This is a genomic window from Vibrio sp. 9-16B-A1, assembly GCF_056726165.1.
Genome location: NZ_JBSDZD010000001.1, coordinates 74,606 through 98,623, shown reverse-complemented (window position 1 = coordinate 98,623; position 24,018 = coordinate 74,606). Strand labels below are relative to the sequence as shown.

Sequence of the window (24,018 nt, the reverse complement as noted above, 5' to 3'; positions counted from 1 at the left end):
TGAGTATAAAAGCGTGATCCGTTTGTCGCAAATGTAAAAAAGCCAGAAAACCAACCTGTTATGAGCTTTAAAATACAAATCAGTTGGCCTATTGTTAAATGCATGACGTTTAATAAGGAGTGGTTATGTTTTTGGATTACTTTGCACTTGGGCTGCTGATATTTGTCGCCCTGGTGATTTTTTACGGGATTATCGTGATCCATGACATCCCCTATGAAATCGCAAAAGAACGCGACCACCCTCATCAGGATGCCATTCATGTTTCAGGCTGGGTCAGCCTATTTACCCTTCACGCTATCTGGCCGTTTTTGTGGATCTGGGCAACCCTGTGGCGCAAAGAACGTGGCTGGGGCTTTCACAAACTTGAGGAAGAGCAGCATGACATCCACCACCGGGTTGATGCGCTGATTGATCAGGTGCGCAGTCTGGAGTTACAGGTCAGCCAGCTCAAGCAGGCAAACGCCACTGTTTCCATTAAGCCTGAAGTACAGAAACCAGCCGCCACTGATGAGGGAGAACAATAATGGACTTATTACTTATCCTCACCTACGCCGCCCTGTGTATTGCGATATTTAAAATCTTCAAAATCCCGCTGAACAAATGGACGGTTCCTACTGCTGTACTGGGTGGCGTGGTACTGATTGGCACCCTGATCCTTTTGATGAACTATAACCACCCGTTCACTCAGTTTGGTGGCCAGTACTACACTACGACCCCTATTGTACCGAGTGTCCGGGGTAAAGTTATCGAAGTCACAGCCGTACCGAACACCCCGATGAAAAAAGGCGATGTGCTGTTTAAAATCGACCCGACACCATTTGAAGCCGATCTGGTGCGCCGCAAGGCAGCCCTGGCTGAAGCCGAGCAGGCTGTACTTCAGCTCGAATCGGTGTTTAAAGAAGCCCAGGCCGGTGAAATCAAAGCAGTAGCAGACCGGGATAAAGCCGAACGGGAGTTTAAACGTTACGAAAGAGGCTTTAAGAAAGGCGCATTTACCGAGCAACAAGTTGATACACGCCGCCAGGCGTTTAAAGCCGCACAGGCCGCACTGGAAGCTGCTATTGCCAAAGCACGTCAGGCCGAACTCGCGTTTACCTCTGAGATCAATGGTGAAAACACTACGGTTGCACGCATGAAAGCCGAGCTCGACCAGGCACAATTCAATCTGGATGAAACTACTGTACGCGCCCCGACCGATGGCTACGTGACCCAAATGGCATTGCGTCCGGGAATGATGGCAGTGCCTATGCCCCTTCGCCCGGTAATGACCTTTGTGCATACCGAAGAGAAATACTTTGTTGGCGCATTCCGTCAGAACTCTCTTCAGCGTCTCAAAGCCGGCTTTGAAGCTGAGTTCCTTTTCCGGGCCCTGCCAGGGAAAGTATTTAAAGGGGAAATTGTTGAAGTGATCCCGGCTATTGGTGAAGGTCAGATCCAGGCATCCGGTACCCTTTTGACCACCAGTGCGCTGCGCAGTAACGGTCGCGCCATGGTCAAACTGCGCATAACTGATGATCTGTCTGAATATCATCTGCCGATGGGCAGCAATGCCGAGATTGCTGTCTACTCAGACAGCTTTACTCATGTTTCGATCATGCGGAAAGTGCTGATACGAATGAAGAGCTGGCAAAACTATCTCTACCTTGACCACTAAAACGACAGCATCCCGCCAATTGGCGGGATGTTTTTTATCGGGAAACACTATTTCATCGTCACTTTTCCACCCACTATCTTGTACGCAGGGACGCCCCGGATAAGGGTTTCCCGTGCAAACACCTGGCCGCAGCCAGGACAGGTGCAGGCTTTGCTGGTGTAATCCTCACTGATACGTTCAACAAAGCATTTCACCAGTGCGCCCTTTCCGCCTTTACGATAACGATAAAGCTTCGTTCGGCACTTAGCGCAGAATATGTCGACCGTTTTTTGAGGCCCTTTCTTATTTGGTTTTGCCATATCCGCCCGGAAGATAAGTTTTGGAAAGAGACAGTGTAACTTTTGCAGATGTAAAAAAGAAGCCGCACAGTGGCGGCCTCTTTCCAGTATAACTTTTACAGCGAGTAGAAGAAGTAGATTTGCGACTTCATCCGGATGATGATCCCACGGATAACATCCAGGAATGCCAGGAATCCAACCGGCTTCTCTCCGCTTACCCAACCAAGGCCAACTGAACCTACCGGAATATCGTAGCCTTCCGGCTCGTGAAGTTTCAGGCGTACAAAGTGGTGCTTGTTTGCCAGGTTCTGCCCTGTAGTTCCGCGAACAGACTGCTCGAAGCCCAGCAAATTACCCTGCGCTTCACCAGTTGCTTCGATAATGCCCTCTACCTCAGCCGCAAATACCTTGCCCGGATAGACAGGTGATGCGAACTCAGCCATATTGCCCACCTGAACGTTTCGGATCGCCTGGTGATTTACCCGCATCAGGACGTATTTTTCTTCAGTGTACATCTGGATACGAGGCAGGCGCCCCACCAGCTGACCTTCCCTCAGCATAAAGTTCGTCACATAGCCGTCTGCCGGTGCGTACACTTTGGTCTGAGACAGGTCCCAGTTCGCTTTTTCAAGATCCTGTCCTGCAGCATTCAGCGCACTGCGGCGGGTTTCCACCATCAGCTTTGCTTTTTCGATGCCAAGACGTGCACTGTCCTGATCCACTCTCAGCTTTTCGATTTGATTTTCCAGCGTAACAGTTTTCTGTTTCGCAAGAGTCACGGCTGTTTTCTGTTCGTCCAGTTGACTCTCAGTCACAGTATGGGCAACAACCCGGTTCTGCTCCTGGTAGCGTTTCAGCGTGGTCTGTTTGAGCTTAAGATCCGACAGGGCTGCACTCAGGTCACTTTCTGCGATGGAAACCGACTCACCAGCAGACAGATGTTTTTGCTCAGCCAGCAGTACATCCTGCTTTGCCACATCCAGTGCAACACGTGCGGATTCCACCTGAACTCTGGCTTTGTCTGCCGCAATTCGGTAAGGCTCATCGTCCAGCTCATAAATCAACTGCCCCTTGCTCACCTGCTGGTTTGGCGAAATATGAATGGCTTTTACTTTTCCGCTCACGTTTGCAGAACCCGGACGCAGCTGAATGTGTGGTGACTGCACTACCGAACCACCTGAAATGTCCATTGGAGTAAAATTAAGCAGACCCACCCAAACAAACAGCAACCAGGCACCGCCACCAAGAAATGCAAAACCCTGGGTGAACTTGTTCCACGGCATACCCACCATGCGCAGCAGGTAGATAAACAGGCCCCATACCGCTAATCCTTCAATCATGCCTGCTCCTCCGCGTTAATGTCGCCTTTCCACAGCTCGCGTACGCGAAGAATGGCTTTCTCTGCATCCACAAATGCAAGAATCACCGCCATAACCCATACCCAGTGCCAGATAAAACCTATCCAGGTCAGCGCGGTGATCAGGCCAAGTTGCTGGTGCTGGGTACGGTGCGCTTTGTTGATCGGCATTTCATGGATTTTCCAGAAGCCAAATGCTGCAGCACCGACAGAGGCAAGAAGAATAACACCGGCGACCACATGCAATGCGGTATCAGCTCCGGTACCTACGAAAGGAACACTTAACATACTCATTACGCTCACCTTTTTAACAAGATGAGCCAATAATGAGTCCGGCGTCACAAATTACGGAGATTTCCGACAGATCAATTCATTAATCAATGATAAATGATTAGACCTGTCGATTAGTGATGGAAGCTTAACGCTCAGGTCTCACCCAGACCCGGTGAAAATCGAACCAGCCAAGGGCGTTGGCTTTGGCATTTTGCAGTGAACCACAGTGGTCCTTACTCAGACCCAACCAGCAGTGAAACATGGGGATCACCTGTTTGGCCTCCACCAGGCTTCTGCCCAGCTGTTTGCCGGGGAATGGCTGGTTCGGCTCTGCCCGCCAGCCATCGACCATGCTGCGCCATTTCTCAAACTGCTCAGGCTTACTCATGCGCTCGATATCCCCATAGCCAAGCACCCAGCCTGCCAGTCCGTCTTCGCGGTTGGAGCTGAGCCCCATCGGCTTCAGCCAGATGTCTACCTGTTCATCTTCGGGCAGATCCACATCATAACGGATATACTTCACTTCCAGGCCGTCTTCATTTAAGAGCGCTTCTACCGCTTTTGACTGAAGTTTGAATCCAGGGTGGTAACAATGATAAGCGATATGAATGGTCTCTTTACCCGGAGGCAACAATCTGCGTGGCGTTGGCGTGGTATGGAACCATCCCGGCTTAAGACCATGAGCATGAAGCAGGCCCAGCTCGCCAATCTGCTCTTTGGGGAGGCGCTCAAAAATCGCAAAGCTGCTCAGCGTAGAGGCAAAATAATCTGCCCAGCGCGGATCGGCCGCCAGACCATTTCTCTGATTAAGCAGCATATAAGTACAGCCCGGGTCCAGCTCAACCAGATCATCCTGGTGATCTTCCACAGGCGCATGAGCGGTATGATGCACCGGTGGCTGCAGGCTCGGATAAACCAGTGTGGAAAAGGCTTCATCGACTACCCAGACTTCCACCTTATCCAGCAGCGGCCGGTAGCCAAAGTACTGATCAAACGCTTCCAGCACCAGACGCTTGTCATCATTGCTGACGACTTTAAACGGGCCGGTACCGACTGGCGTCAGGTCTGCACTGTCTCCGGACACATCCGGATTAGGGACAATTCTGGCGTTGGTTTCTGACAGCAGCAGCGGCAAATGGTAGTCAGGCTGGGTCAGGTGAATATCAAGAACGCCGGTGTAAGGAAGATTAAACTCTGTCATGTGCGCCAGAAGCGGGCTCTCTGCCGAACGGCGTAAACTGGCAATAATCTGTTCTGGCTGAAGCAGATTCCCGTTATGACAGCGTACCCCGGCCCTTAAGTAAAAGCGCCAGTGACAGGGATCAAGCATTTCCCACTCATAAGCCAAATCACCCTGAATATGGTCGTTTTCATCCAGCTTGGTCAGGCCATTGAACACCTGGCGGATAATGTGCTTTTCAGAACGACGGGTTGGCTTGTGCGGGTTGAGGTTGGCAAGCGGACGATAATAAGGAAGACGAATGACCTGCTGGCCCTGCTGATGCTGTAGGCCCAGATAGTCCTGGATCACCTGAGTCAGGCGCCCCGGATCCCGCTCAAGCACGTTCAGCGCCTGACCAATTTTACCTTCTTCAAGGTAGCGTTTGGCCAGGTTCTCGCTGACATCCTGCTTGTTACGAAGAAAGTTCAGTCTGGAGAGTTTGCCGCGGCCGGCGGCCGGATGCCACTCAATCCAGCCCTCTTCCGCCAGTTTGTTCAGTACAATCCGGGCATTACGCCGGGTACAGAACAGCACTTCCGTAATATCTTCAAGCTGCACATCACTGTCTTCTCCACCGTAGTGTTCAAACAGGGTTTCAAACTGAATCCGAAGGCGTGGGCTGCTCATAAGGGGAAATGCTCCAGGTAAATTCCTTTTATTAATTTCCCATTTTATCAGCAGTTTTGACAGGAAAGAAGCCGGGATTAACCGGTAACGGCAATTCCCGCTTCGTCAGAAATCTGCTTAAGCTGTTCTTCGTTATCCAGTTTCACTGACCACTTTACTTCATTATCGTGGGCGGCGAGTACATTAGCGCCCCTGCCTATCAGTGTCAGGGCATCGTTTTGTGCCTGGAGGGTGACGTGATGCTCTCCTTCCAGGCGAACCACCACCTCAAAAGCGGTAATGATCACCTTTCCTGCGCTAAACTTTACGACCAAACTGATTCCCCCTTCTGCGTTTAACTGCAACCGTTAACCGGCTGGTGCATACAAGGCGCTCCTGCTCGTCGGTAATGTCGATTTGCCACACCTGAGTTGATATTCCAAGGTGCATTGGCCTGGCTGTGCCGGTAACCATGCCGCTGCGCATCGCCCGGATATGGTTGGCATTGATATCCAGCCCAACACAGTATGCCGAATGGTCTACCGCATAGTTTGCTGCCAGTGAACCGAGCGATTCAGCAAGCACAACAGATGCGCCGCCATGAAGCATGCCCAGCGGCTGATGGGTTTTAGAACACACCGGCATGGTTGCCGATAGCGAGTTATCGTCAAACGCGGTATACACAATATCGAGGTGTTCCATCAGGGTGTTTTCGGAGGTTTGATTGAGCTGCGCGAGATCGATCTCTCTCTTCCAAATACTCATTCACATTCCTTATAATAACAAAGGCCCGCATTCCTTATGCTTTTGTTGAGGCAAAGCCATGAAGAATGCGAGCTAAAACAGACCGTTATTTTACACGATCCCCGTTTAAACCCCAGCCCGGAAGCCGGGACATTGAGAGGAGATTATCAATGAACCTGAAAAAAGCTGCCCTGTTTACCCTGACGGCAGTGACTCTCGCCGCGTGCGCCACCTCTCCCACCGGCAGGAAGCAACTGATTATGTTCTCTGATCAGGACATGTCCAGATTAGGGTCGCAATCTTTTGAACAGATGAAGAAAGAGCAAAAAATTTCAACAGATCCAGCGATCAACAGCTATGTCCGCTGTGTTACCGACAGCATCACCCAATACGTGCCACCGCAAAAAGAGTTCAAACAGTGGGAAGTTGTGGTATTCGACAGCGATCAGATCAATGCTTTTGCCCTGCCGGGCGGAAAGATTGGTGTGTATACCGGCCTTTTGAAAGTTGCTGAGAACCAGGATCAACTTGCGACGGTAATTGGCCATGAGATCGCACATGTGCTTGCTGACCACAGTAACGAGCGTCTTTCCAGCAACCAACTTGCCTCTGCCGGACTTCAGCTTGGCAGTATTGCGCTAAAAGATACCAAAAACTATGACATGACCATGGCAGCCCTTGGGATGGGCGTTCAGTACGGGGTCCTGCTGCCGTACGGCCGCACCCACGAATCGGAAGCCGATATTATGGGCCTGGACTTAATGGCGAAAGCAGGTTTTGACCCAAAGCAGAGTGTTGAGCTGTGGAAGAACATGGCAAAGGCATCCGGTGGCAACCAGCCTCCTGAATTTTTCTCGACGCACCCTTCTCACAGCACGCGGATCAACGATCTGACTGCCAGAATTGCCACTCTTCCGGCATATACAAACAAAGCCCCTTCCTGCCGTTAACCGGAACACCTTCCACTCTTTTAAAACCAGTGAGCCGACACGCTCACTGGTCTAACCTCGGCCCTGATTCTTATTTTCATATAGCGTCATGATAACAAAGGGGTTTACCATTCACTCCGAATTATTTTCAGCGTTTCTGTAACTGCTGAGAGATCTCATTATTGAAAATAAAATTAAACATGCGTTTAACAAATAACTTACATTCACCTATGCTATGGCGTAACCTGATGCTCACTCAGGCAACTCAAAACCATAAAAACCAAACCCCAGGGGGTCAAGGATGAAACTAAAGCACAGCTCTCTGCTAACAGCCTCGGTTATGTTAGCGTGCAACGTAAACGCTGCAGGCTTCCAGGTTGCAGAGCACTCTGCCTCAGGCCTCGGACGCGCCTTCTCCGGCGAAGCTGCCGTCGCCGATAACGCCAGTGTTCTGGCACGCAACCCTGCAGCCATGACACTGTTCGATAAAGCACAGTTTTCCGGTGCACTTTCGATTGTGGATCCGGAAGTGGATGTGACGGATATTACCGACACCAGCAACCCACAAAAATCAAACGACATCGCGCCGATGCAATTCGTTCCTGCTGCTTACTTTGTCAGCCCTGTCGATGACAAATGGGCATACGGGATCGGCCTGTTTACCACTTACGGTGTGGGAACCGACTATCCGGACGACATCGACGCAGGTGATATGGCCGGTAATACCTCCCTTGCCTCAGTCAACTTTAACCCGGCATTTGCTTACCGGATTAACGAGAGCTTCAGCGTAGGTGCCGGTATCAACCTGGTGTATGCCATTGCGGAACTCGACAGACATAAAGGCGCATTGCACCCATTCTTTGGTGGCTCGCCAGCAGACAAGCTAATCTCCATGAAAGGCACAACATTTAGCCTTGGCTGGAACTTCGGTGCCCTTTATGAAGTAAACGAAAACCACCGCTTTGGCTTTGGTTACCGCTCCCCTGTCATGCTCAAGTTTGAAGGTGACTTTACCGATCATACCGGTGCCATTATGTCTTCTGGTGCAGGCAGTGAGACCAAAGGTAATCTGGATATTGAGCTGCCTGATATCTTCGAACTGTCTGGTTTCCATCAGCTTAATGATACCTGGGCGGTACACTACAGCTGGCAGCGCACCATGTGGAGCAAGTTCACCGAGCTGAAAGCAACCAGCAGTGAATGTGACCTCAAAGGCGGCGTCTGCTTCCTCAAAGAAGAGCACTACAATGACAACAACCGTTATTCTGTTGGTGCAACCTACTACCTTAATGACAGCTGGACACTTCGCGGTGGTTTTGCCTTTGATGAACAGGCAGGTAAAGCAACCCTGAGTATCCCTGACTCTGACCGCTACTGGTACACAGTTGGTGCTACCTGGCTTTACAGCGAAAGCCTGAGCTTTGACGCTGGTTTCGCGCTGGTTGCCAGTAAAGCCGGTACCTTTACCGAAACCAATGCCGGCCAGCAGGAGTTTGAGTTCAGAAGTGAAGGCAATGCCTACATTACTGCCTTCCAGGTTAATTACACATTTAACTAAGTCATCAGGGATAACATTATGTTGAAGAAACAATCTCTAACGCTTCTTGCATCAGCACTGATCCTTGCTGGCTGCGGGAATGGCAGCTCTTCCGAGGGCGAATCAAAGGTAAAGTTTGAACAATACCTCATCGACATGCAGGCCCGTGCAACCACCATCGATTTCACCCTGCAGGGGGGTAACGCGTGGGTACCGCCACCGAGTGCTCTGTTAATGAATACTCTGGATGGTACGCTGAAGCTGCCAACCGGAACGGATAACTCGCTTTCGAATCCAAAAGCCGCCATGAACACTGCCGATGGATGGGCACTGACAATGCCTGTCAATTTGCGTTTTAAAGGCGCCGGTTTTACAGCTAATACCGTTCTTACTCAGGGTATTTATGTTTTTAAACTGTCAGGCAAACTGACCGATGAAACTGCGCCTTCAATCAGCGCTGCGCTGGTTAACCAGACCGATTTTGATGTTGTGACCACCAGTGATTCCATCAACATCGTATTCCGGGCTCCACTTGATGAAAAATCTAACTACATATTTGCCCTGACCGATGATATCCGGGACAAAGACAACAACCCTGTAGGCACATCCTCCAGTTATGCGGCTCTTAAATCGACCAATATCAGCTATGATGGCGGCGACCTGGGTTCTGCAGAAGATGTTGTTCAGGGTGTTGAAAAATATATCGCCGGGGGCGGCAGTATAAACCCACAGAAAATCGTTTACTCTGCCTGGTTTACTACACAGTCTGTCGGTGATTCCTTATATGCTACAAAAGCGGCCATCGCCAGTGGCCTGGGCCAGCAGGATATTGGTAAAGTCTGGAAAAAAGCGGCAAATGTCAGCAATGCTGACCTGAGCCAGGCTTACTCCCTGACCTTTGGAACCAGTTCTGATTTTGCTACGGCGCTTAACGCTGATACCAACTTCGAAAAATACCTGACTACTGGTACTGCAGACGCTGCAGCTAAACGTGCTGCGATCCTCAATGGATATACGGCGAACAGTGTCACGGTAACTAAAGGCAGTGTGAAACTCCCATACTTCCTGGAATCTGCACCACTGACATTCAGCACCACACCTTTTGAAGCTGCGATGCCAAGTCTCGCTATCCTTTCAAATACAATGAAAGACAGCGCTCAAACGGCACACCTTCAGGCTCAACTGGCAGCGTTGCAAATTACTGACCTGACTGATCCTGTACAGCAACAAAAGCTGATCGGTGAAACACTGACCAAAACCGATGGCAGTCAGCTTGATCCGGAACGCGTAATCACCCAGTACTCGCCTGTACCAAAGATCAAGTCACTTAATGACGTACCGTTCCTGCTGTTTACACCAACAAATCCTTCAGGAGCAGTGCCGCTTGTAATTTACTCTCACGGCATTACTTCGGCCAAGGAAAACGCTTACGCGTTTGCTGCTAACCTCGCCAGTGCCAACATAGCGGTGATCGCAATAGACCACCCGCTTCACGGCGAGCGTTCGATCAGCGATGCGCTTTCAGCAAATGCAAATATTCTTTACTATCTGAACCTGTCTTACCTGCCTGTCGCCCGGGATAATATTCGCCAAAGTGTTCTGGATACGCTTGGTCTCAGAGCCTCCATCACTGCCCGCCAGTCCGGCGCTGGCTTTGGGGGAACACCTCTTGCAATCCTCGATAACACGGCGACTAACCCACCACGTCTGATGGGCCACTCGCTTGGCGGTATTACCGGTGTCACTGCGATTGGTACTGCGAATGCAACCATTGGCGATGTGAACGGGGACGCGCTGTTTAAGTTCTCGTCCGGCGCTTTTCCAAATGCGGGAAGCCAGATAGGTAACCTTCTGCTTGCATCAAATGAGTACGGTCCGGTTATTAAACACAGCCTTGCTAAGGCCGCCAGCACTGATTATGCCGCTTTTGCTGCTGCAACCTGTGCAAGCCTTTCTGATAAGGACTGCTACAACACCTTTGAAGCCAACGCCGGAGCCGCTGATCTTGCTAAACTGACAGCTGGCTTCACCAGCTTTATCTACGCCGCACAAACCGTAATCGATACATTGGATCCATATACCATGGTTCACAGCAGTACTGATTATGCGTCGCTGCCTACGCTAGTGTTCCAGGCCCTGAATGATGACACGGTTCCAAACTCTGCCGGAGCGAGCGCACCGTTTGCAGGTACAACACCGCTGGCCACCAAGTTAAACCTGACCACTGCGTCAAGTGGCAGCAATGGTACGCGTCTGTTTGTCCGCTACAACTCGACAGCGAAACACAGTACGGTTATCTCTCCTCAGGATACCAGTACGCCACTGCCGCTGGATTACAACCACCATGTCGAGATGCAGCGCCAGCTGGTTGACTTCTTTACTGACAACAATCTGAATACTGTCGATAACAGTAACTCAGTTCTTGAGTAACTAAAAAAGGAGCCTTCGGGCTCCTTTCTCTTTCTATCCAATTCCCAACATCTTCAGCCCCATAAAACACACCACACCAGCAACCGTCGTCAGCAACAGGTCTTTTTTCCACAGCGCTACCACCACAGAAAACAATGCAGCCCACAGGTATGTACTGTTCAGGCTAAGCGCCAGTTCTCCATGAGGTAAAAAGATTAGCGGCCCAATAATGGATGTCAGCACTGCAGGCGTGGAGTACGCCAGGATCCGCTGCGTCTGATGGCTGAGGCGAAGAGGCAGTCTGGGTTCAAGGAAAAGATACCGGCTGAGGAAAACCACCATTGTCAGCGCAAAGATAGTCAGATATATCATTGTATCCCTCCTGCTCTTTCCTTTATGTAACCGGCAAGCATAGCGAGAACACTGGCCAAAACTAAACCGGCTTCGAGCTGAATCCAGGCAAAAATGACCGAAAGAACCAGAGCCACAACGACTGATACGGCAACCGCCAGGTTTTTCACCAAAGGAACGACGATCCCGATAAATGTCGCAACTACGGCAAACTCCAGTCCAAAATCATTGAGTTGTGGTATCGCTGAGCCCGCGACGATACCGAGCAGCGTCGCCGCGTTCCAAATCAGATAGAAACTGAAACCGGCACCAAGTGCAAACCAGGGTTTAAAATCCTGCGGCTTTTGATGACCACAAAACGCGAACAATTCATCAGTTAACAGAAAACCTAAAGTAAGCCGCCAACGCAAAGGTAACGGACTGATTTTATCGCGCATGGTCATGCTGTAGAGAAAGTGGCGTGAAGTGATAAAAAATACTGCGACAAGCATTGCGCTTAACGTTGCGCCCGCTTTGATCATTCCCATCGCCACTAACTGAGCAGCACCGGCAAACAGAATGAGCGACATCGCCTGCCCTTCAAACGGCGTCAGCCCCGAATCTATAGCAAATGAGCCGGCAAGAATACCCCATGGCACCACGGCAATACTGAGAGGCAGCATTTTAAGCGTACCGGACCAGAATAGCTGGCCCCGGCTAATGGTAAGTGTTTCGTCCATTGTAGTTGTTCCGTTTACTGAAGAGAGGCAAACTGGCCGGGAGTTACGCCCAGCGCCTTTTTAAAATGACGGTGCAAATGGCTCTGATCGTGAAAACCCGTTTCCTGAGCTACGTGCGACACGTTGTACCCCTGCCTGAGAAGTTTTTTTGCAACCCGCAGCCGGGACTGAATCTGATAAGCGTGAGGAGGAAGACCAAATGCTTTGGAAAAGCTTCTGACCAGATGATACGGACTCAACATCGCCATTCTGGCCAGATCTTCGAGTGAAACATCCGCCTGCGGATAATCATCAAGAAACTCTTTGACCAGTTCCAGTCTGCGCCGAGCACCCGAGAGTTGCCCAGGTTCCCGTCGGCGTTTGCCATGCCGGGTAATCAGCTGAGAAAGGAAGTGATAAACCAGGCTTTCGCGGGTGAGCCGGTTTTCGCATACATCAAGCTGGCCAAATACCAGCCTCAACTGGCGGGCGAGCTCCGGATCATGTACGACAGCCTCGGGAAAGTAAGGCGCGCCATTCAGTCCCATATCCCGGGAGATACTGTCGAGCTGCGAAGGCAGAGGATACATGGCCTTATAAGACCAGCCACCGTCAGTTGCCGCCTGGCCATTATGCACTTCATCAGCGTTGACCAGAATAATGCTGTCCTGCGGGGCAACATGATTACTGCCGGTGCGGAAAAAACGCTGGGCACCGGTTTCAATCACGCCGACGGTGTAGCCTTCATGGCTGTGGCGGGAGAAGTTCTGTTTTTCGTAGCGGGCATCAAGCAGCTCAAGACCACCTAAGGTCTCAGCCACCGAGTACTTTGCCAGCTCACGCTGTTTATCCATTTATAGACATTCCTCTGGTAACTATTCATCAAGTTAATAATTAGTACCAGAGGTTGCAATACTTGTTTTGTACGAAATTGCGCAATACGCGCTGCTGGCGGGGGCAGGATCAGATCAGCTCTTTCGCGATAAGATGCAGCAGGTAAGTCTCACGTTCGATACTCATGCCTTTCTTGTCACTTTCGGCGATGGTCTTTTCGTTATGAGCGATCGCTTCGTGAATGTTCATCCACACCGCTTTCATGCCGTTTTTGATTTCGTAGTCTTCGTAGTTGGTTTCACCCAGTTCGCGGTCAACTTCGCACACGTAGCAGTAAGAGATCTGATGCATCACGTCAGCGTTGTCTTTGTGCCATGGGCGAAACTCTTCATAAATACCAAACGGGCGGATGTTGCGGATGTTACGTGCGCCGGTTTCTTCTTCCAGTTCACGAACCATACCTGCGATAGTATCTTCATCATCGTCAAGACCACCACCCGGGATGGTGTAATCGTGGTATCGCTCGGTATACAGCATCAGAATGTTATCACCATCAAGGGCAATAGCACGGGCGGCTTTGCGCTGGAAGACGGTTTTGTCATCAAGATGGCCGATATCGGGATGGGTGGTAATGCGCAGATGTCTCATACTGGTCTTTCGCTGAGTTGAAAACGCGCAAGTGTAAACAAAGCAAAGCCCCAGATCCAGCGGATTGGGGCTCAATATTATGTTGCTTTAACGGTCAGATTTAGCCGTCTGCGGTAATTCTCGCAATCAACTCTTTCTCAACCCGGTCGGCATCTTCTGTTTCGACCTGACAGGTGCCCGCCGCCTGGTGGCCTCCACCGTGATATTTCAGCATCAGTTCACCCACATTGGTCTTTGAACCGCGGTCGAAAATTGACTTACCGGTAGCGAACACAATGTTCTGCTTCTGGAAGCCCCAAAGTTTGTGAATCGAGATATTGCAGTTTGGATAGAGCGCATAGATCAGGAAGCGGTTACCGGCATAAATGATTTCCTCTTCAGTTAAGTCTAGTAAAACCAGATTATCGTATACCTTAGCGCAGCGCTGGATCTGCTCGGCAAACTTAATCGAGTGCTCCCGGTACAGGTCAATACGCTCTTTAACATCGGGCAGCGCGAGGATCTCATCAATAGTGTGATTCTTACAGTAATCGATAAGGTCCATCATCAAAGCATAGTTAGAAATACGAAACTCACGGAAGCGGCCCAGACCGGTACGGGCGTCCATCAGGAAGTTCAGCAGATTCCAGCCCTGAGCGTCGAGCACTTCGTCCCGGCTGAACTGCGCGGAGTCCCCTTTATCGACCGCTTCAATCATATCGCCCCACTCCAGCGGGAAAGTATCAAAGCCACCGTAATGCTCCCACACAACCCTTGCCGCCGATGGCGCATCAGGATCGATGATATGATTCGGACGTTCGCCGTCATTACGGATCACCTCAGACAGGTGGTGATCAAAAATAAGGTGTGCCTGTTTGACGTATGGCAGGTTCGTCACAATGTCATTGCCGGTGATTTCAATTTTGCCATCCTGCATATCTTTGGGATGTACAAACGTGATCTCATCGATCATATCCATTTTCTTGAACAGGACCGCACAAACCAACCCATCAAAGTCACTTCGTGTTACTAATCGAAATTTGTTCTCTGACATCAGAAACCTTTACCCTTGTTAAGCCTTTTATTCACCGCCAAAATGACACAACTTTGACATAATACCTCTTTAACTGAGCAACCTTACCGACTATAGTAACGCCAACAGTAAAGAGGAAGCCGGTGTCATTCGACTTGCCTCTGTTCCTTAACTATAGTCAGGTAACAGAAAATAGTCCGTTACTCGTCTAAAAAATATGACCGATATTGCTGATTTTTCAGCTCATTAGGAGTTATCAATGAAAAAAACTGTACTTGTTGCATCACTTGGCGCACTGGCTCTGGCTTCATCACTGGCTCACGCGATGCCAAACCCTGCGTCAGTATTCTGTGAAGAGCAAGGCGGCAGCAGTAAGATCGTTGAAGGCAAAGACGGCCAGTACGGCGTTTGTGTGTTCAGTGATGGTACCCAGGTTGAAGAATGGGAATATTTCCGTCAACACAACAATGACGAATCTATGCCTGCAGAAGCGATGGCATCAATGGCAAACCCGGCATCTGTATACTGTGAAAAACAGGGCGGCACTCTGGAAATGTCAGGCGATCAGAACATCTGCGTAACCGCAGGCGGCGAGCGTATTGAAGAGTGGGCATACTACCGTCAAGGCCAGCAGGCCGACATGCCATCAATGGCGAACCCGGCTTCTGTGTACTGTGAAGAACAGGGTGGTACTCTGGAAATGTCAGGCGACCAGAACATCTGTGTAACCGTTGGTGGTGAGCGCGTTGAAGAGTGGGAATACTACCGTCAGAGCCAACAGGCTGACATGCCTTCAATGGCAAACCCGGCGTCTGTGTTTTGTGAAGAGCAAGGCGGTACCGTGAAGATCACTGACACTGCTGAAGGCCAGATCGGTATCTGCGTACTGCCAAACGACACTGAAGTCGAAGAGTGGGACTTCTACCGCACTCACAACAAGTAATACCAATTACCCGGATTGGAACAGGAAAAGGCCACAACTTGTGGCCTTTTTTTAATGTCTCGTTTTAAAGTCTGACTCTCTCAACCCTTCCACCAGCGTACCCGGCCATCCGTTTCCGGGTCGAGAAAGCGATTCAGCATGGTCAGGTTGGTGTCAAAGCAGGCCAGCCACGGAATAATTTCCTCCCGGCTGCGCTCCGGACCTGTTTGTTCCACACACTGTTTTAACAGCGGCAGTAATCCTGCGGCCAGGCCGCTGTCATCGCCGCTGCGACACAGGCTCTCAGCCTGATCCAGTGCTTTCCGGGCAATGAGATAAGGCTGCGAACGAACCTGTTCCGTTTCGCGTTCAAAAACGCCTGCCACCATACCTTCCAGATATACGCGGTATGTCGTCAATGCCTCAATGGCCAGAAACAGGCTGGCTTCATCAGAGTCATGAGGATATGGCGCACAAACGTGATCATGCAATTGATAAGAGAGTTCAAGCCTGAGTCCGGCTTCTTCACAGCGGGCTTTGAGCACTCTCAGCAGACCCTGCTCATCAAGCAGAGACTGAATTTCAAATATTCGTTGCAAATGGTAGTCATTGGATACCAGAGTAACTTTCAGCGTCTGCTGCTCAGAAGCCAGCCCGGAAGAGAGCAACTCTCTGGCCAGCATACGAAAATTCTCAACTGTACTGGTCGAGTTTTCTTCAAGCAGTTCAGCAGCCAGAGGATAGCTTCCCTCCGGCCGCAGGCGACGAAAGTATTGCCACATCCTCGATGCCTCTGACACCGTTTGATGGGCCGTCACGCCACCACAAAAAGCCACAGCCATACCCGGTGTGGCATGACTGTCGAGATATTCAGTCAGGGCTTCGATTCTGCTGCGACCTTCCGGCGTCAGTTTGTTCCCCTGTAACCGCTTGCCCAGTACTACCACAAGGTGATCAATTTTCATTTACCTGTCCCTGCCATTTTTCAAACTGTTTCTTACCTGCAGCGATTTCACCCAGTAGCTGGAGCAGTTTGTCTACTTCAATCGGCTTAGCCATGTGATCATTACATCCGCATTCAATGGCTTTGATTTTGTCTTCCGGCATCGCATCTGCCGTCAGTGCGATGATCGGCAGAACCGTCGCAGAATACACTGTCCGGATTTGCCTGGTGGCTTCATAACCGTCCATAACCGGCATCTGAAAGTCCATCAACACCACATCAAACTTCATGGTCCGTACATAATCGCAGGCTTCCTGACCATTGGAAGCCACCACCGGCTCAACGCCCGCCCGGTTAAGGATCGCCTGAATCATCATCTGATTGACCAAATTGTCTTCAGCAACCAGCACCCGCAATCCATGCAGATCATGGGTTACCTTTCTGACTTCCGGCAGGGCCTGAGCTTCGGTCTGTTCAAACCGGCAGGTCACCCTGAACTCTGAGCCCACACCTTCAACACTGCGAACGGCAATATTGCCATTCATCAGTCTGGCAAGCTCACGGGAGATACTCAGACCAAGACCGGTGCCACCAAATCGCCGCGAGGTCGATGTATCAGCCTGACTGAAGGCTTCAAACAACAGCTCCTGATTCAGTTCAGAGATGCCAATCCCGGTGTCCAGAATAACGAACTCAATCACGCTCTCTTTACCGGAGGCTTCCAGCTCAGACACATGCAGGGTCACTTCCCCTTCACTGGTGAACTTAAATGCATTACCACACAGATTGATCAGGATCTGCTCCAGCCGTGTCGGATCCCCTTTATACCAGCAGGAACGGGTTACATCCGAGTGAACCGTCCATTCCAGCCCTTTTTGTGCGGCGCTGGACTCAAACATGACCTGAATCTGGTGCAAAATCTGGTTCAGATCGAATGGAATGTTCTCAAGTACCAGCTTGTCTGCCTCAATTTTTGATATATCGAGAATATCATTGACGATATTGAGCAGCGAACGGGAAGAAAGCTCGATCTTTTGAAGATAGAGCGCGATTTCATTTGGATCGCAGGAGTGCTTCACAAGAGACGAGAAACCGATCACTGCGTTAAGCGGTGTGCGGATTTCATGGCTCATGTTAGCCAGAAAACGGCTTTTCGCTTCACTGGCCTGCTCTGACTGGCGACGGGCGTCTTCGAGTTCCCATGTTCTTTCCATCACCATCAGGTCCAGTGCTGCCCGGCGGTTGTTAAACACAAAGATAAACAGCATCAAAAAGCTGATCACCGTAAACTGGAGAACCATCATGATGCGGGTGGACTTTTCCTGATAGTGAAGCAGGAAATTGCTGCGTGGCGCCAGATGCATCTCCCAGGTCTGCCCGGCCATGTTGACTTTAATATTGTCAAGCTGGCCACTGTTTAGGATCATATCTGTTGTACCGGTATTCGACAGAAACGCGCTGTCACTTCCCTCTTGAGCAATTTCCCATAAAAACAGTCCCGGCGGGACATTATCCATCGCCACATCCAGCATCTGCTGCACAAGGAATACCCCAACCGCATAACCAATCAATCTTGGCTGAGCCTGACGGCCGGCCGTATAAACATCATGCTCCTGGGCGGCAAATACCGGTGCAAACAACAGGAACCCAGGTTCTTTGCTTTCAGACTGGACCAGCTGAATGATCGGTGTCGCGATTGGCTTAAAAGTAGAACCCGGCGAAGAGAGTACCGATTTACGCCCCGGATCAGAGTAAACGTTATATCCGACCGCAGCTTCATTGCCGGCAAGCGGAGTAATGTATTTCACCACTACCAGATGATCGTCCGGCACCAGCGGTATACCACGCACCTGCTGTTGACTGCTGTAGAGCCCGCTCAGCATTTGCTCAAACTCCGGAATTTCACCGGCAGTAATAATAGGGTTCCATGACATGCCTTTAATGGCTGACTGCTCTGCCATGAGCCCTTTCGCAAAATGTTCAAAATCTTCCCGGGTGATCCCCGGCGTGTTTTGCAGATAGGTCGAAAGAGTCTGAATGTGCGCCAGGCTTTTGTTGATCTCCCGGTACAGGCTGTTTTCAATCAGCTTAAGTTCATGGCTCACCATCGCCCGCGTCGCAGTCTGACTGCTTGACGAAAGGTAGTGACTGGTCATGGTCGCAGAAAGGAACAGAATCATGGTTGTCAGCATAATCGCGCCCCTCGCCTTCTTCACCTGGTGAGGCTTGCGCGTCAGGTTGTGGAGACAAAACAACAGCGGTGTAGCCAGCAACACTCCCAGCGAATCGCCCATCCACCAGTTCAGTACGTTGTACCAGTGGCGCTCAGAACTGTATTCCATACTGTAGAGACTCAGCGCCAGTACACCGATATTTGATGAAATCAGGTTAACCAGCAGGCCAACAATAACGATGAATGCCAGCGACTTAAAGTCAGAGTTGGAATCGAGCGGGTTGCCCAGCCATTTTCTGAGGATCAGCCCTCCGGTAAACGCCTGCAGAGAAGCACCGCTTGCAATAACAAAGACTTCACGCCAGACATTGGGAGATATTTGTGTAAGCTCATGATTGGAGAGATTGAAAAGCATCGACGCAACGAACACGGCGGGTACGAAACGCCAGTTCCATATATAAGCACCAAACAGCGCAATACCGGCAGGAAGCCAGACGGAAACCACCTGTGACTGCACCAGAAAATTGGAAAGAAGGTATCCCGTTCCAAAGTAGCCCAACGCCAGTCCCCAGTACCAGAGGACAAAATTTCTCGATGACGGATTTATCATTCAGGCCTTCCTGCCCCTTACATACTGCTGAATCGTGTATTGCCCTGTGCCAAAACGGCGTACTGATAGTTTTTAGCACATATAAACCACCGGGAAAACAAAGCCTTTGCGCTTTCTTAAAAGGCGCATCAAATTTTATCAAAATGATGGCACAGTGTATAAACTCTTATTGGTTTTATTGTAAGTAAAGCGTCAAAAACTATGGCAGAAATAACAAAAACGGCACAGCGGAAGAGTAGCACAGATACTCTGTAATAATGGGCTATACAAACGGAAGCCGCCTGGTCTGATTAAGAATTGTACGCACTTTACGCCCGAATACCGCCCCTTCATTACTGACATAAACCGACTTGTCGCAAAACGCGCAAACACCGGGCCTGAGCATGAGCTTTTGCATCACCCTGCCTGCCAGTTTTTCGGCCATATAGGTCCCAAGACCCTGGCCCCGGTATTCGGGCCGCAGATAAACATAATGGATTTGATAGAAGAGCACCGGCAGATCTTCACAGCGGCCACTGCTGACGATATCGGTCCAGTACGCGCAATAACCAGCTGGCTGATGGTTAATATCGGTAAGCACAAACACAGAAAACAGTTCATCCTGCAAAGACTCGGCAAAGCGCTGATGACACACTTTGCCCTCATGAGCAAAAGCATGCCGGTAAGCCGCCAGTTTATGATCCCTGACAAAAATCGCGCTCTGATCCACCCTGCTCTCCGGTATTGATACGGACATCTTTATCTAATACTTGCTGAAAAGCCGCAGATTTCAACCTGCCAGGCGATTGTCCCCGCGACCATTTGCCCCTAAACTTATGGTTTTACTTCCTTTTAATAAGTTATGCCGACATGAATTCGATTATCGATTACCTGCGCTCACATATACCGCTGGCTCAGCAGTCCTGGTTTACCGACGTGCTGGTTATCACCACCGGCAGTTTCATCGCCTGGATAGCCTGGAAAATTGTCTATACCCGGCTTGATGCACTGACAGGAAAGACTCAAAACCGCTGGGATGACGCAATCGTACATTCCCTGAAAACCCCGTTAACCACCCTTATCTGGTGCTGGCCGGCAATTTCCTCCATTGAACTGATCATTCAGACCTATTTTGAGCGCGATCTGGGCTGGTTGGGTTCAGTACAAACGCTGCTCACCATCGCTATTGCCATTTGGGTTGTCTTCCGCCTGATCCACAACCTTGAGCAGGAAGTACTGGAACAACACAAATACGACCAAACCACCGTCCAGGCGGTAGCCAAAATTGCCAAACTCTTCATCGCAGTTCTGGGCGTGCTGACCCTGATGCAAAGCTACGGGCTGAGCCTGTCCGGTCTGCTGACCTTTGGTGGTGTGGGTGGCCTGATTGCCGGTCTGGCTGCAAAAGATCTGCTGTCTAACTTCTTTGGTGGCGTGATGGTCTATTTTGACCGTCCGTTTAAGGTCGGTGACTGGATCCGCTCTCCGGACCGCTCGATTGAAGGCACCGTTGAAAGGATTGGCTGGCGAATGACAGTGATCCGAACGTTCGATAAGCGTCCGCTGTACGTGCCAAACTCAGTCTTCAGTAATATTGTGGTAGAAAACCCGTCCCGGATGCTGAACCGGAGGATCTACGAAACGATTGGACTTCGCTACTGCGATCATCAGGCGATGGAGAACATCGTCAGTGAAGTAAAGGAGATGCTGAGAAACCATCCTGACATTGACAGCAATCAGACTCTGATCGTGAACTTTAATGCTTTCGGTCCGTCGTCACTGGACTTCTTCGTTTATACCTTTACCAAAACGGTAAACTGGATCCGCTACCACGAAGTCAAACAGGCCGTCCTGCTGGAAATCATGGCGATCATTGCGCGCAATCAGGCCGATATTGCCTACCCGACCCAGACGCTAAAGGTCGAGCAGATAACCGATCCAAACTGACACTGATACCGGCAAGTGCCATATTGGCACTTGCCGGTAATAAGCAGAAGGCTTAGTTAAACTTTTCCGCTACCTGACCTGCCAGGTCACCCGCTTTGTCAGCCAGGTCTTCTGCACCATCAATCAGCTGCTCTTTCGCGTTATCAACCGGGTCGCCGTTGATCAGATCTTTAATCTCATCGCTGTAGGTCACACCAACAAATACGCCCAGGCCAATCAGCGCCACAGCAATCAATCGAAACATAATCTCTCTCCTTTCTTTGGCCGCGCAGCTTATCACCTTTGGCCAAAACAATGCAAAACTGCTGTCAAAACACATCCTTATCCGGTGATTTTGCGGTCATCCTCAAAATCTGAACTACACTTTATAAACAAGAATGTTTATCACCTGATAAGGACAACCCAATGACAAGGACGATTGGCATTTTTCTGGCTGCTCTGCTTTATTGCACCTCCGTTGCGGCTGAGTCGCTGACCTTTGGTATCGTGCCGCAGCAATCGGCTAAAAAGCTCGCGGCCAAATGGGGCCCAATATTCGCATACCTCAGCGACAAAACCGGCCACCAAATTATTTTTGCCACAGCAAGGGACATCCCGACCTTTGAAAAACGGGTATTAAACGGCGAGTATGATTTGGCGTACATGAACCCTTACCACTACACCGTTTTCCATGAAAAGCCAGGCTACCAGGCGTTTGCAAAACAGAAAGACAAGTTTATTCAGGGCATCATAGTGGTGAAAAAAGACAGCCCGATACAGTCCCTTGCCCGGTTGCAGGGCGAGAAGCTCGCCTTCCCGTCCCCGGCAGCTTTTGCCGCCAGCGTATTACCCCGGGCAAAACTGACCAGTGACAAGATTGACTTTGAACCCAGCTATGTCTCTTCTCATGATTCTGTTTACCTGTCGGTGTCCAAGGATTTTTTTGTCGCCGGTGGCGGCGTCTACCGTACCTTTGGTAATACGGACCCGGCAGTGCAACAAAAACTGCGCGTGCTCTGGGAAACGCCGAAGTATACCCCACACGCCTTTGCCGCCCACCCTAATGTCTCCCCGGAGGTGGTGAAAGCAGTTTATTCCGCCATGGAACAAATGAACCATGATCCTGAAGGTCAGGCTCTGCTGAAAAGCATTAATTTCAAAGGGATTGAACCGGCGAAGAACAAAGACTGGGATGATATCAGGGAACTGAACATCACGCTGCTCGACCATTTACTGGCGAACTAGCACTGTACGCAGGCAAGCGAGGTTACATTGTCACTTAAACTCAAAACCATACTGGGCGTTGCGCTTATCGAGGCGGTGTTGCTGGCAGTGCTGGTGACACTGACTCTGAGCTATCTGCGTTCCACCAACTTTGAAGGTCTTACCCGGCGGGGAGAATCAACCGCCAGCCTGTTTGCCAGCACGGTAAAGGACGCGGTCCTGAGCTATGACCTGGCCTCACTGGAAGCCTTTACTGCCGAGCTGATGACAAACCCTGACCTGCTCTACGTCCGGGTCATCGACGGACAGGGCCGGCCACTTTCCCTGCGCGGTGACGCCAGCCATGCAGCGGTATTCCACAAACCGGAACCAGGAGCCGCAGAAGTCACCGATGGCGTGTTTGATGTGGTGCACCCTATCAGTGAGTCGGGGATCAACTATGGCCAGGTACAGATCGGATTCGATATGACGAGTCTCAACCAGCAAATCAACCAGGCACAGAAGTGGAGTGCCTTCATTGTATTTGGCGAAATGACACTGGTTGCCCTCTTTTCTTATGTACTCGGAACCTTCCTGACCCGGCGTCTTGGCAGACTGCAGGAAGCAACCGAACTTATCGCCTCCGGTCAGCGTAATGTTTCGCTGGATGACAAAGGTCAGGACGAAGTAGCCAAAGTAGCGGCTGCGTTTAACAACATGGTGCAAAAACTCCAGCGCTCTGAGCAAACCACCGTCAGTTATCAGAACCGCCTTGAACAGATGAACACCTCGCTGGAAAACAAAGTCCGCCAGCGTACCGCTGAACTCCACGAGAAGAACGCGAATCTTGAACACACCAATCTGGAACTGAAAAACACCCAGGCAAAACTGATCCAGTCAGAGAAAATGGCTGCCATCGGTACTATGGCCTCAGGCTATGCCCATGAAATTAACAACCCCCTTGGCGCCGCAGACAGCAACCTTCAGCTGTGCGAAGAGTACCTTGCCCAATACCAGGAGCTTATTGCCCGTATAAAAGAAGTTACGGCCGCCAGCCCGGAGCAACACCCTCAGCTCACCCAGCTTCTGTCCGGGGACGAACTAGCCTTCCTGGAGCAGGATTTTTCTGAGTCACTGACCGATGCCCGAAACAACACCCTGCGCGTGCAGACCATCATTAACGGTTTGAAAAACTATTCTCATTTTGAAAGTCAGCAGCAGGAAAACCTGATTTCTCTTGAAGAAGTCCTCAACAGTGCGCTGGCCGAAAGTAAGGTACTGTGTGACTGTGCAGCCTATCAAACAGAGGTAAAGAACAGCGCCTCACTCAAAAAAGGCAACCGGGCAGAGCTCCAGCAGGCACTGGTCAACATCATGAAGAACGCCTGCCAGGCCGTCAGTGGTACCAGGGATGGCGTGATCAGCACAGAACTGGTGGCCACCAGCTCACAGGCATGTATTACCGTATCTGACAATGGGCCTGGCATGGATCCTGCTCATATCAGGAAAATATTTGATCCTTTCTACACCACCCGGCAGGTAGGCCAGGGTTCGGGCCTTGGCCTGACCCATGCACGGAATGTTATCGACCAGCATAAAGGAAATATTGAAGTCAGCAGTCAGCCCGGAATGGGCACAAAAGTTCGGATTACTTTCCCTGCCAGCGAAATCGCAGATGTGCGGGAAGTAAAAGGGATCTCCTGAGGAGGT

At 50.5% G+C, this 24,018-nt stretch carries 24 protein-coding genes and 2 pseudogenes; 11 read left to right on the top strand and 15 right to left on the bottom strand.

The features are described from left to right. The first annotated feature begins 125 nt into the window (after positions 1-125). Positions 126-524, top strand: a complete 399-nt coding sequence (locus ACVB80_RS00505) for a DUF3302 domain-containing protein (protein WP_481079296.1) — start codon at positions 126-128, stop codon at positions 522-524. Further along, entirely contained in the window at positions 524-1,654 is a 1,131-nt protein-coding gene (locus tag ACVB80_RS00500) for an HlyD family secretion protein (RefSeq protein ID WP_481079295.1), read from the top strand. Before ACVB80_RS00505 ends, ACVB80_RS00500 begins: the two co-directional genes overlap by 1 nt. 47 nt (positions 1,655-1,701) lie before the next feature. Here ACVB80_RS00500 and ACVB80_RS00495 read toward each other — a convergent pair whose 3' ends face one another. The 6 genes from ACVB80_RS00495 to ACVB80_RS00470 form a co-directional block, all read right to left on the bottom strand. Continuing rightward, positions 1,702-1,953 (bottom strand): hypothetical protein, encoded by a 252-nt coding sequence (locus ACVB80_RS00495; protein ID WP_481079294.1) that lies wholly within the window; start codon positions 1,951-1,953, stop codon positions 1,702-1,704. 95 nt (positions 1,954-2,048) lie between these two features. Beyond that, complete coding sequence (locus tag ACVB80_RS00490; RefSeq protein ID WP_481079293.1) at positions 2,049-3,272, bottom strand: HlyD family secretion protein; 1,224 nt, start codon at positions 3,270-3,272, stop codon at positions 2,049-2,051. Continuing rightward, positions 3,269-3,583 carry an MFS transporter gene (locus ACVB80_RS00485; RefSeq protein ID WP_481079292.1) on the bottom strand — a complete coding sequence of 105 codons (315 nt, stop codon included), beginning with the start codon at positions 3,581-3,583 and terminating at the stop codon, positions 3,269-3,271. The genes ACVB80_RS00490 and ACVB80_RS00485 overlap by 4 nt, the downstream gene beginning before the upstream one ends. Positions 3,584-3,707: 124 nt before the next feature. Further along, the gene (locus ACVB80_RS00480; protein WP_481079291.1) at positions 3,708-5,411 is read right to left on the bottom strand and encodes an SgrR family transcriptional regulator; all 1,704 of its coding nucleotides are present in this window, start codon (positions 5,409-5,411) and stop codon (positions 3,708-3,710) included. Between the two features lie 77 nt (positions 5,412-5,488). Then, entirely contained in the window at positions 5,489-5,725 is a 237-nt protein-coding gene (locus ACVB80_RS00475) for a DUF3389 domain-containing protein (protein WP_481079290.1), read from the bottom strand. Beyond that, entirely contained in the window at positions 5,709-6,155 is a 447-nt protein-coding gene (locus ACVB80_RS00470; RefSeq protein ID WP_481079289.1) for a hotdog fold thioesterase, read from the bottom strand. The genes ACVB80_RS00475 and ACVB80_RS00470 overlap by 17 nt, the downstream gene beginning before the upstream one ends. 149 nt (positions 6,156-6,304) lie before the next feature. Between ACVB80_RS00470 and ACVB80_RS00465 the strand changes: the two genes are divergently transcribed. From ACVB80_RS00465 to ACVB80_RS00455, 3 genes are all read left to right on the top strand, one after another. Then, positions 6,305-7,084: a M48 family metallopeptidase gene (locus tag ACVB80_RS00465; protein ID WP_481079288.1), complete on the top strand. Its 780-nt coding sequence runs from the start codon at positions 6,305-6,307 to the stop codon at positions 7,082-7,084. A 280-nt stretch (positions 7,085-7,364) separates the two neighbouring features. Beyond that, complete coding sequence (locus ACVB80_RS00460) at positions 7,365-8,621, top strand: outer membrane protein transport protein (RefSeq protein WP_481079287.1); 1,257 nt, start codon at positions 7,365-7,367, stop codon at positions 8,619-8,621. Positions 8,622-8,639: 18 nt separating this feature from the next. Beyond that, positions 8,640-11,030, top strand: coding sequence for a VolA/Pla-1 family phospholipase (locus ACVB80_RS00455; protein WP_481079286.1), 2,391 nt, complete (start codon positions 8,640-8,642; stop codon positions 11,028-11,030). 33 nt (positions 11,031-11,063) lie between these two features. Here the strand turns inward: ACVB80_RS00455 and ACVB80_RS00450 are convergent, their stop codons facing one another. From ACVB80_RS00450 to ACVB80_RS00430, 5 genes are all read right to left on the bottom strand, one after another. Further along, positions 11,064-11,381: an AzlD domain-containing protein gene (locus tag ACVB80_RS00450; RefSeq protein WP_481079285.1), complete on the bottom strand. Its 318-nt coding sequence runs from the start codon at positions 11,379-11,381 to the stop codon at positions 11,064-11,066. Further along, positions 11,378-12,079: an AzlC family ABC transporter permease gene (locus ACVB80_RS00445; protein ID WP_481079284.1), complete on the bottom strand. Its 702-nt coding sequence runs from the start codon at positions 12,077-12,079 to the stop codon at positions 11,378-11,380. Before ACVB80_RS00445 ends, ACVB80_RS00450 begins: the two co-directional genes overlap by 4 nt. A 14-nt stretch (positions 12,080-12,093) precedes the next feature. Continuing rightward, positions 12,094-12,912 (bottom strand): AraC family transcriptional regulator, encoded by an 819-nt coding sequence (locus ACVB80_RS00440; RefSeq protein WP_481079283.1) that lies wholly within the window; start codon positions 12,910-12,912, stop codon positions 12,094-12,096. A 109-nt stretch (positions 12,913-13,021) separates the two neighbouring features. Continuing rightward, positions 13,022-13,540 carry an NUDIX hydrolase gene (locus ACVB80_RS00435; RefSeq protein ID WP_481079282.1) on the bottom strand — a complete coding sequence of 173 codons (519 nt, stop codon included), beginning with the start codon at positions 13,538-13,540 and terminating at the stop codon, positions 13,022-13,024. 100 nt (positions 13,541-13,640) lie between these two features. Further along, complete coding sequence (locus ACVB80_RS00430) at positions 13,641-14,573, bottom strand: exopolyphosphatase (protein WP_481079281.1); 933 nt, start codon at positions 14,571-14,573, stop codon at positions 13,641-13,643. Positions 14,574-14,811: 238 nt separating this feature from the next. Here ACVB80_RS00430 and ACVB80_RS00425 point away from each other — a divergent pair. The 3 genes and pseudogenes from ACVB80_RS00425 to ACVB80_RS00415 all read left to right on the top strand — a co-directional run. Continuing rightward, a pseudogene (locus tag ACVB80_RS00425) lies at positions 14,812-15,165 on the top strand (putative hemolysin); the annotation flags it as partial. 33 nt (positions 15,166-15,198) lie between these two features. Then, positions 15,199-15,327: pseudogene (locus tag ACVB80_RS00420) on the top strand (putative hemolysin); the annotation flags it as partial. A gap of 12 nt (positions 15,328-15,339) precedes the next feature. Continuing rightward, positions 15,340-15,495: a DUF333 domain-containing protein gene (locus ACVB80_RS00415; RefSeq protein WP_481079899.1), complete on the top strand. Its 156-nt coding sequence runs from the start codon at positions 15,340-15,342 to the stop codon at positions 15,493-15,495. An 80-nt stretch (positions 15,496-15,575) separates the two neighbouring features. Here the strand turns inward: ACVB80_RS00415 and ACVB80_RS00410 are convergent, their stop codons facing one another. The 3 genes from ACVB80_RS00410 to ACVB80_RS00400 all read right to left on the bottom strand — a co-directional run bounded on the left by ACVB80_RS00410 (position 15,576) and on the right by ACVB80_RS00400 (position 19,936). Beyond that, complete coding sequence (locus ACVB80_RS00410; RefSeq protein ID WP_481079280.1) at positions 15,576-16,439, bottom strand: YdcF family protein; 864 nt, start codon at positions 16,437-16,439, stop codon at positions 15,576-15,578. Then, on the bottom strand, positions 16,429-19,200 hold the full coding sequence (locus ACVB80_RS00405; RefSeq protein WP_481079279.1) for a CHASE domain-containing protein: 2,772 nt from the start codon (positions 19,198-19,200) through the stop codon (positions 16,429-16,431). Before ACVB80_RS00405 ends, ACVB80_RS00410 begins: the two co-directional genes overlap by 11 nt. Before the next feature lie 262 nt (positions 19,201-19,462). After that, the gene (locus ACVB80_RS00400) at positions 19,463-19,936 is read right to left on the bottom strand and encodes a GNAT family N-acetyltransferase (protein ID WP_481079278.1); all 474 of its coding nucleotides are present in this window, start codon (positions 19,934-19,936) and stop codon (positions 19,463-19,465) included. 113 nt (positions 19,937-20,049) lie between these two features. Here ACVB80_RS00400 and ACVB80_RS00395 point away from each other — a divergent pair, with 113 nt between their 5' ends. Beyond that, positions 20,050-21,126, top strand: coding sequence for a mechanosensitive ion channel family protein (locus ACVB80_RS00395; protein ID WP_481079277.1), 1,077 nt, complete (start codon positions 20,050-20,052; stop codon positions 21,124-21,126). 52 nt (positions 21,127-21,178) lie between these two features. Here ACVB80_RS00395 and ACVB80_RS00390 read toward each other — a convergent pair whose 3' ends face one another. Further along, positions 21,179-21,370, bottom strand: a complete 192-nt coding sequence (locus ACVB80_RS00390) for a hypothetical protein (protein WP_481079276.1) — start codon at positions 21,368-21,370, stop codon at positions 21,179-21,181. Between the two features lie 161 nt (positions 21,371-21,531). Between ACVB80_RS00390 and ACVB80_RS00385 the strand changes: the two genes are divergently transcribed. Both ACVB80_RS00385 and ACVB80_RS00380 read left to right on the top strand, forming a co-directional pair. Beyond that, positions 21,532-22,350 carry a phosphate/phosphite/phosphonate ABC transporter substrate-binding protein gene (locus ACVB80_RS00385; RefSeq protein ID WP_481079275.1) on the top strand — a complete coding sequence of 273 codons (819 nt, stop codon included), beginning with the start codon at positions 21,532-21,534 and terminating at the stop codon, positions 22,348-22,350. 27 nt (positions 22,351-22,377) lie between these two features. Then, positions 22,378-24,012, top strand: a complete 1,635-nt coding sequence (locus ACVB80_RS00380; RefSeq protein WP_481079274.1) for a HAMP domain-containing sensor histidine kinase — start codon at positions 22,378-22,380, stop codon at positions 24,010-24,012. Positions 24,013-24,018 lie beyond the last annotated feature (6 nt).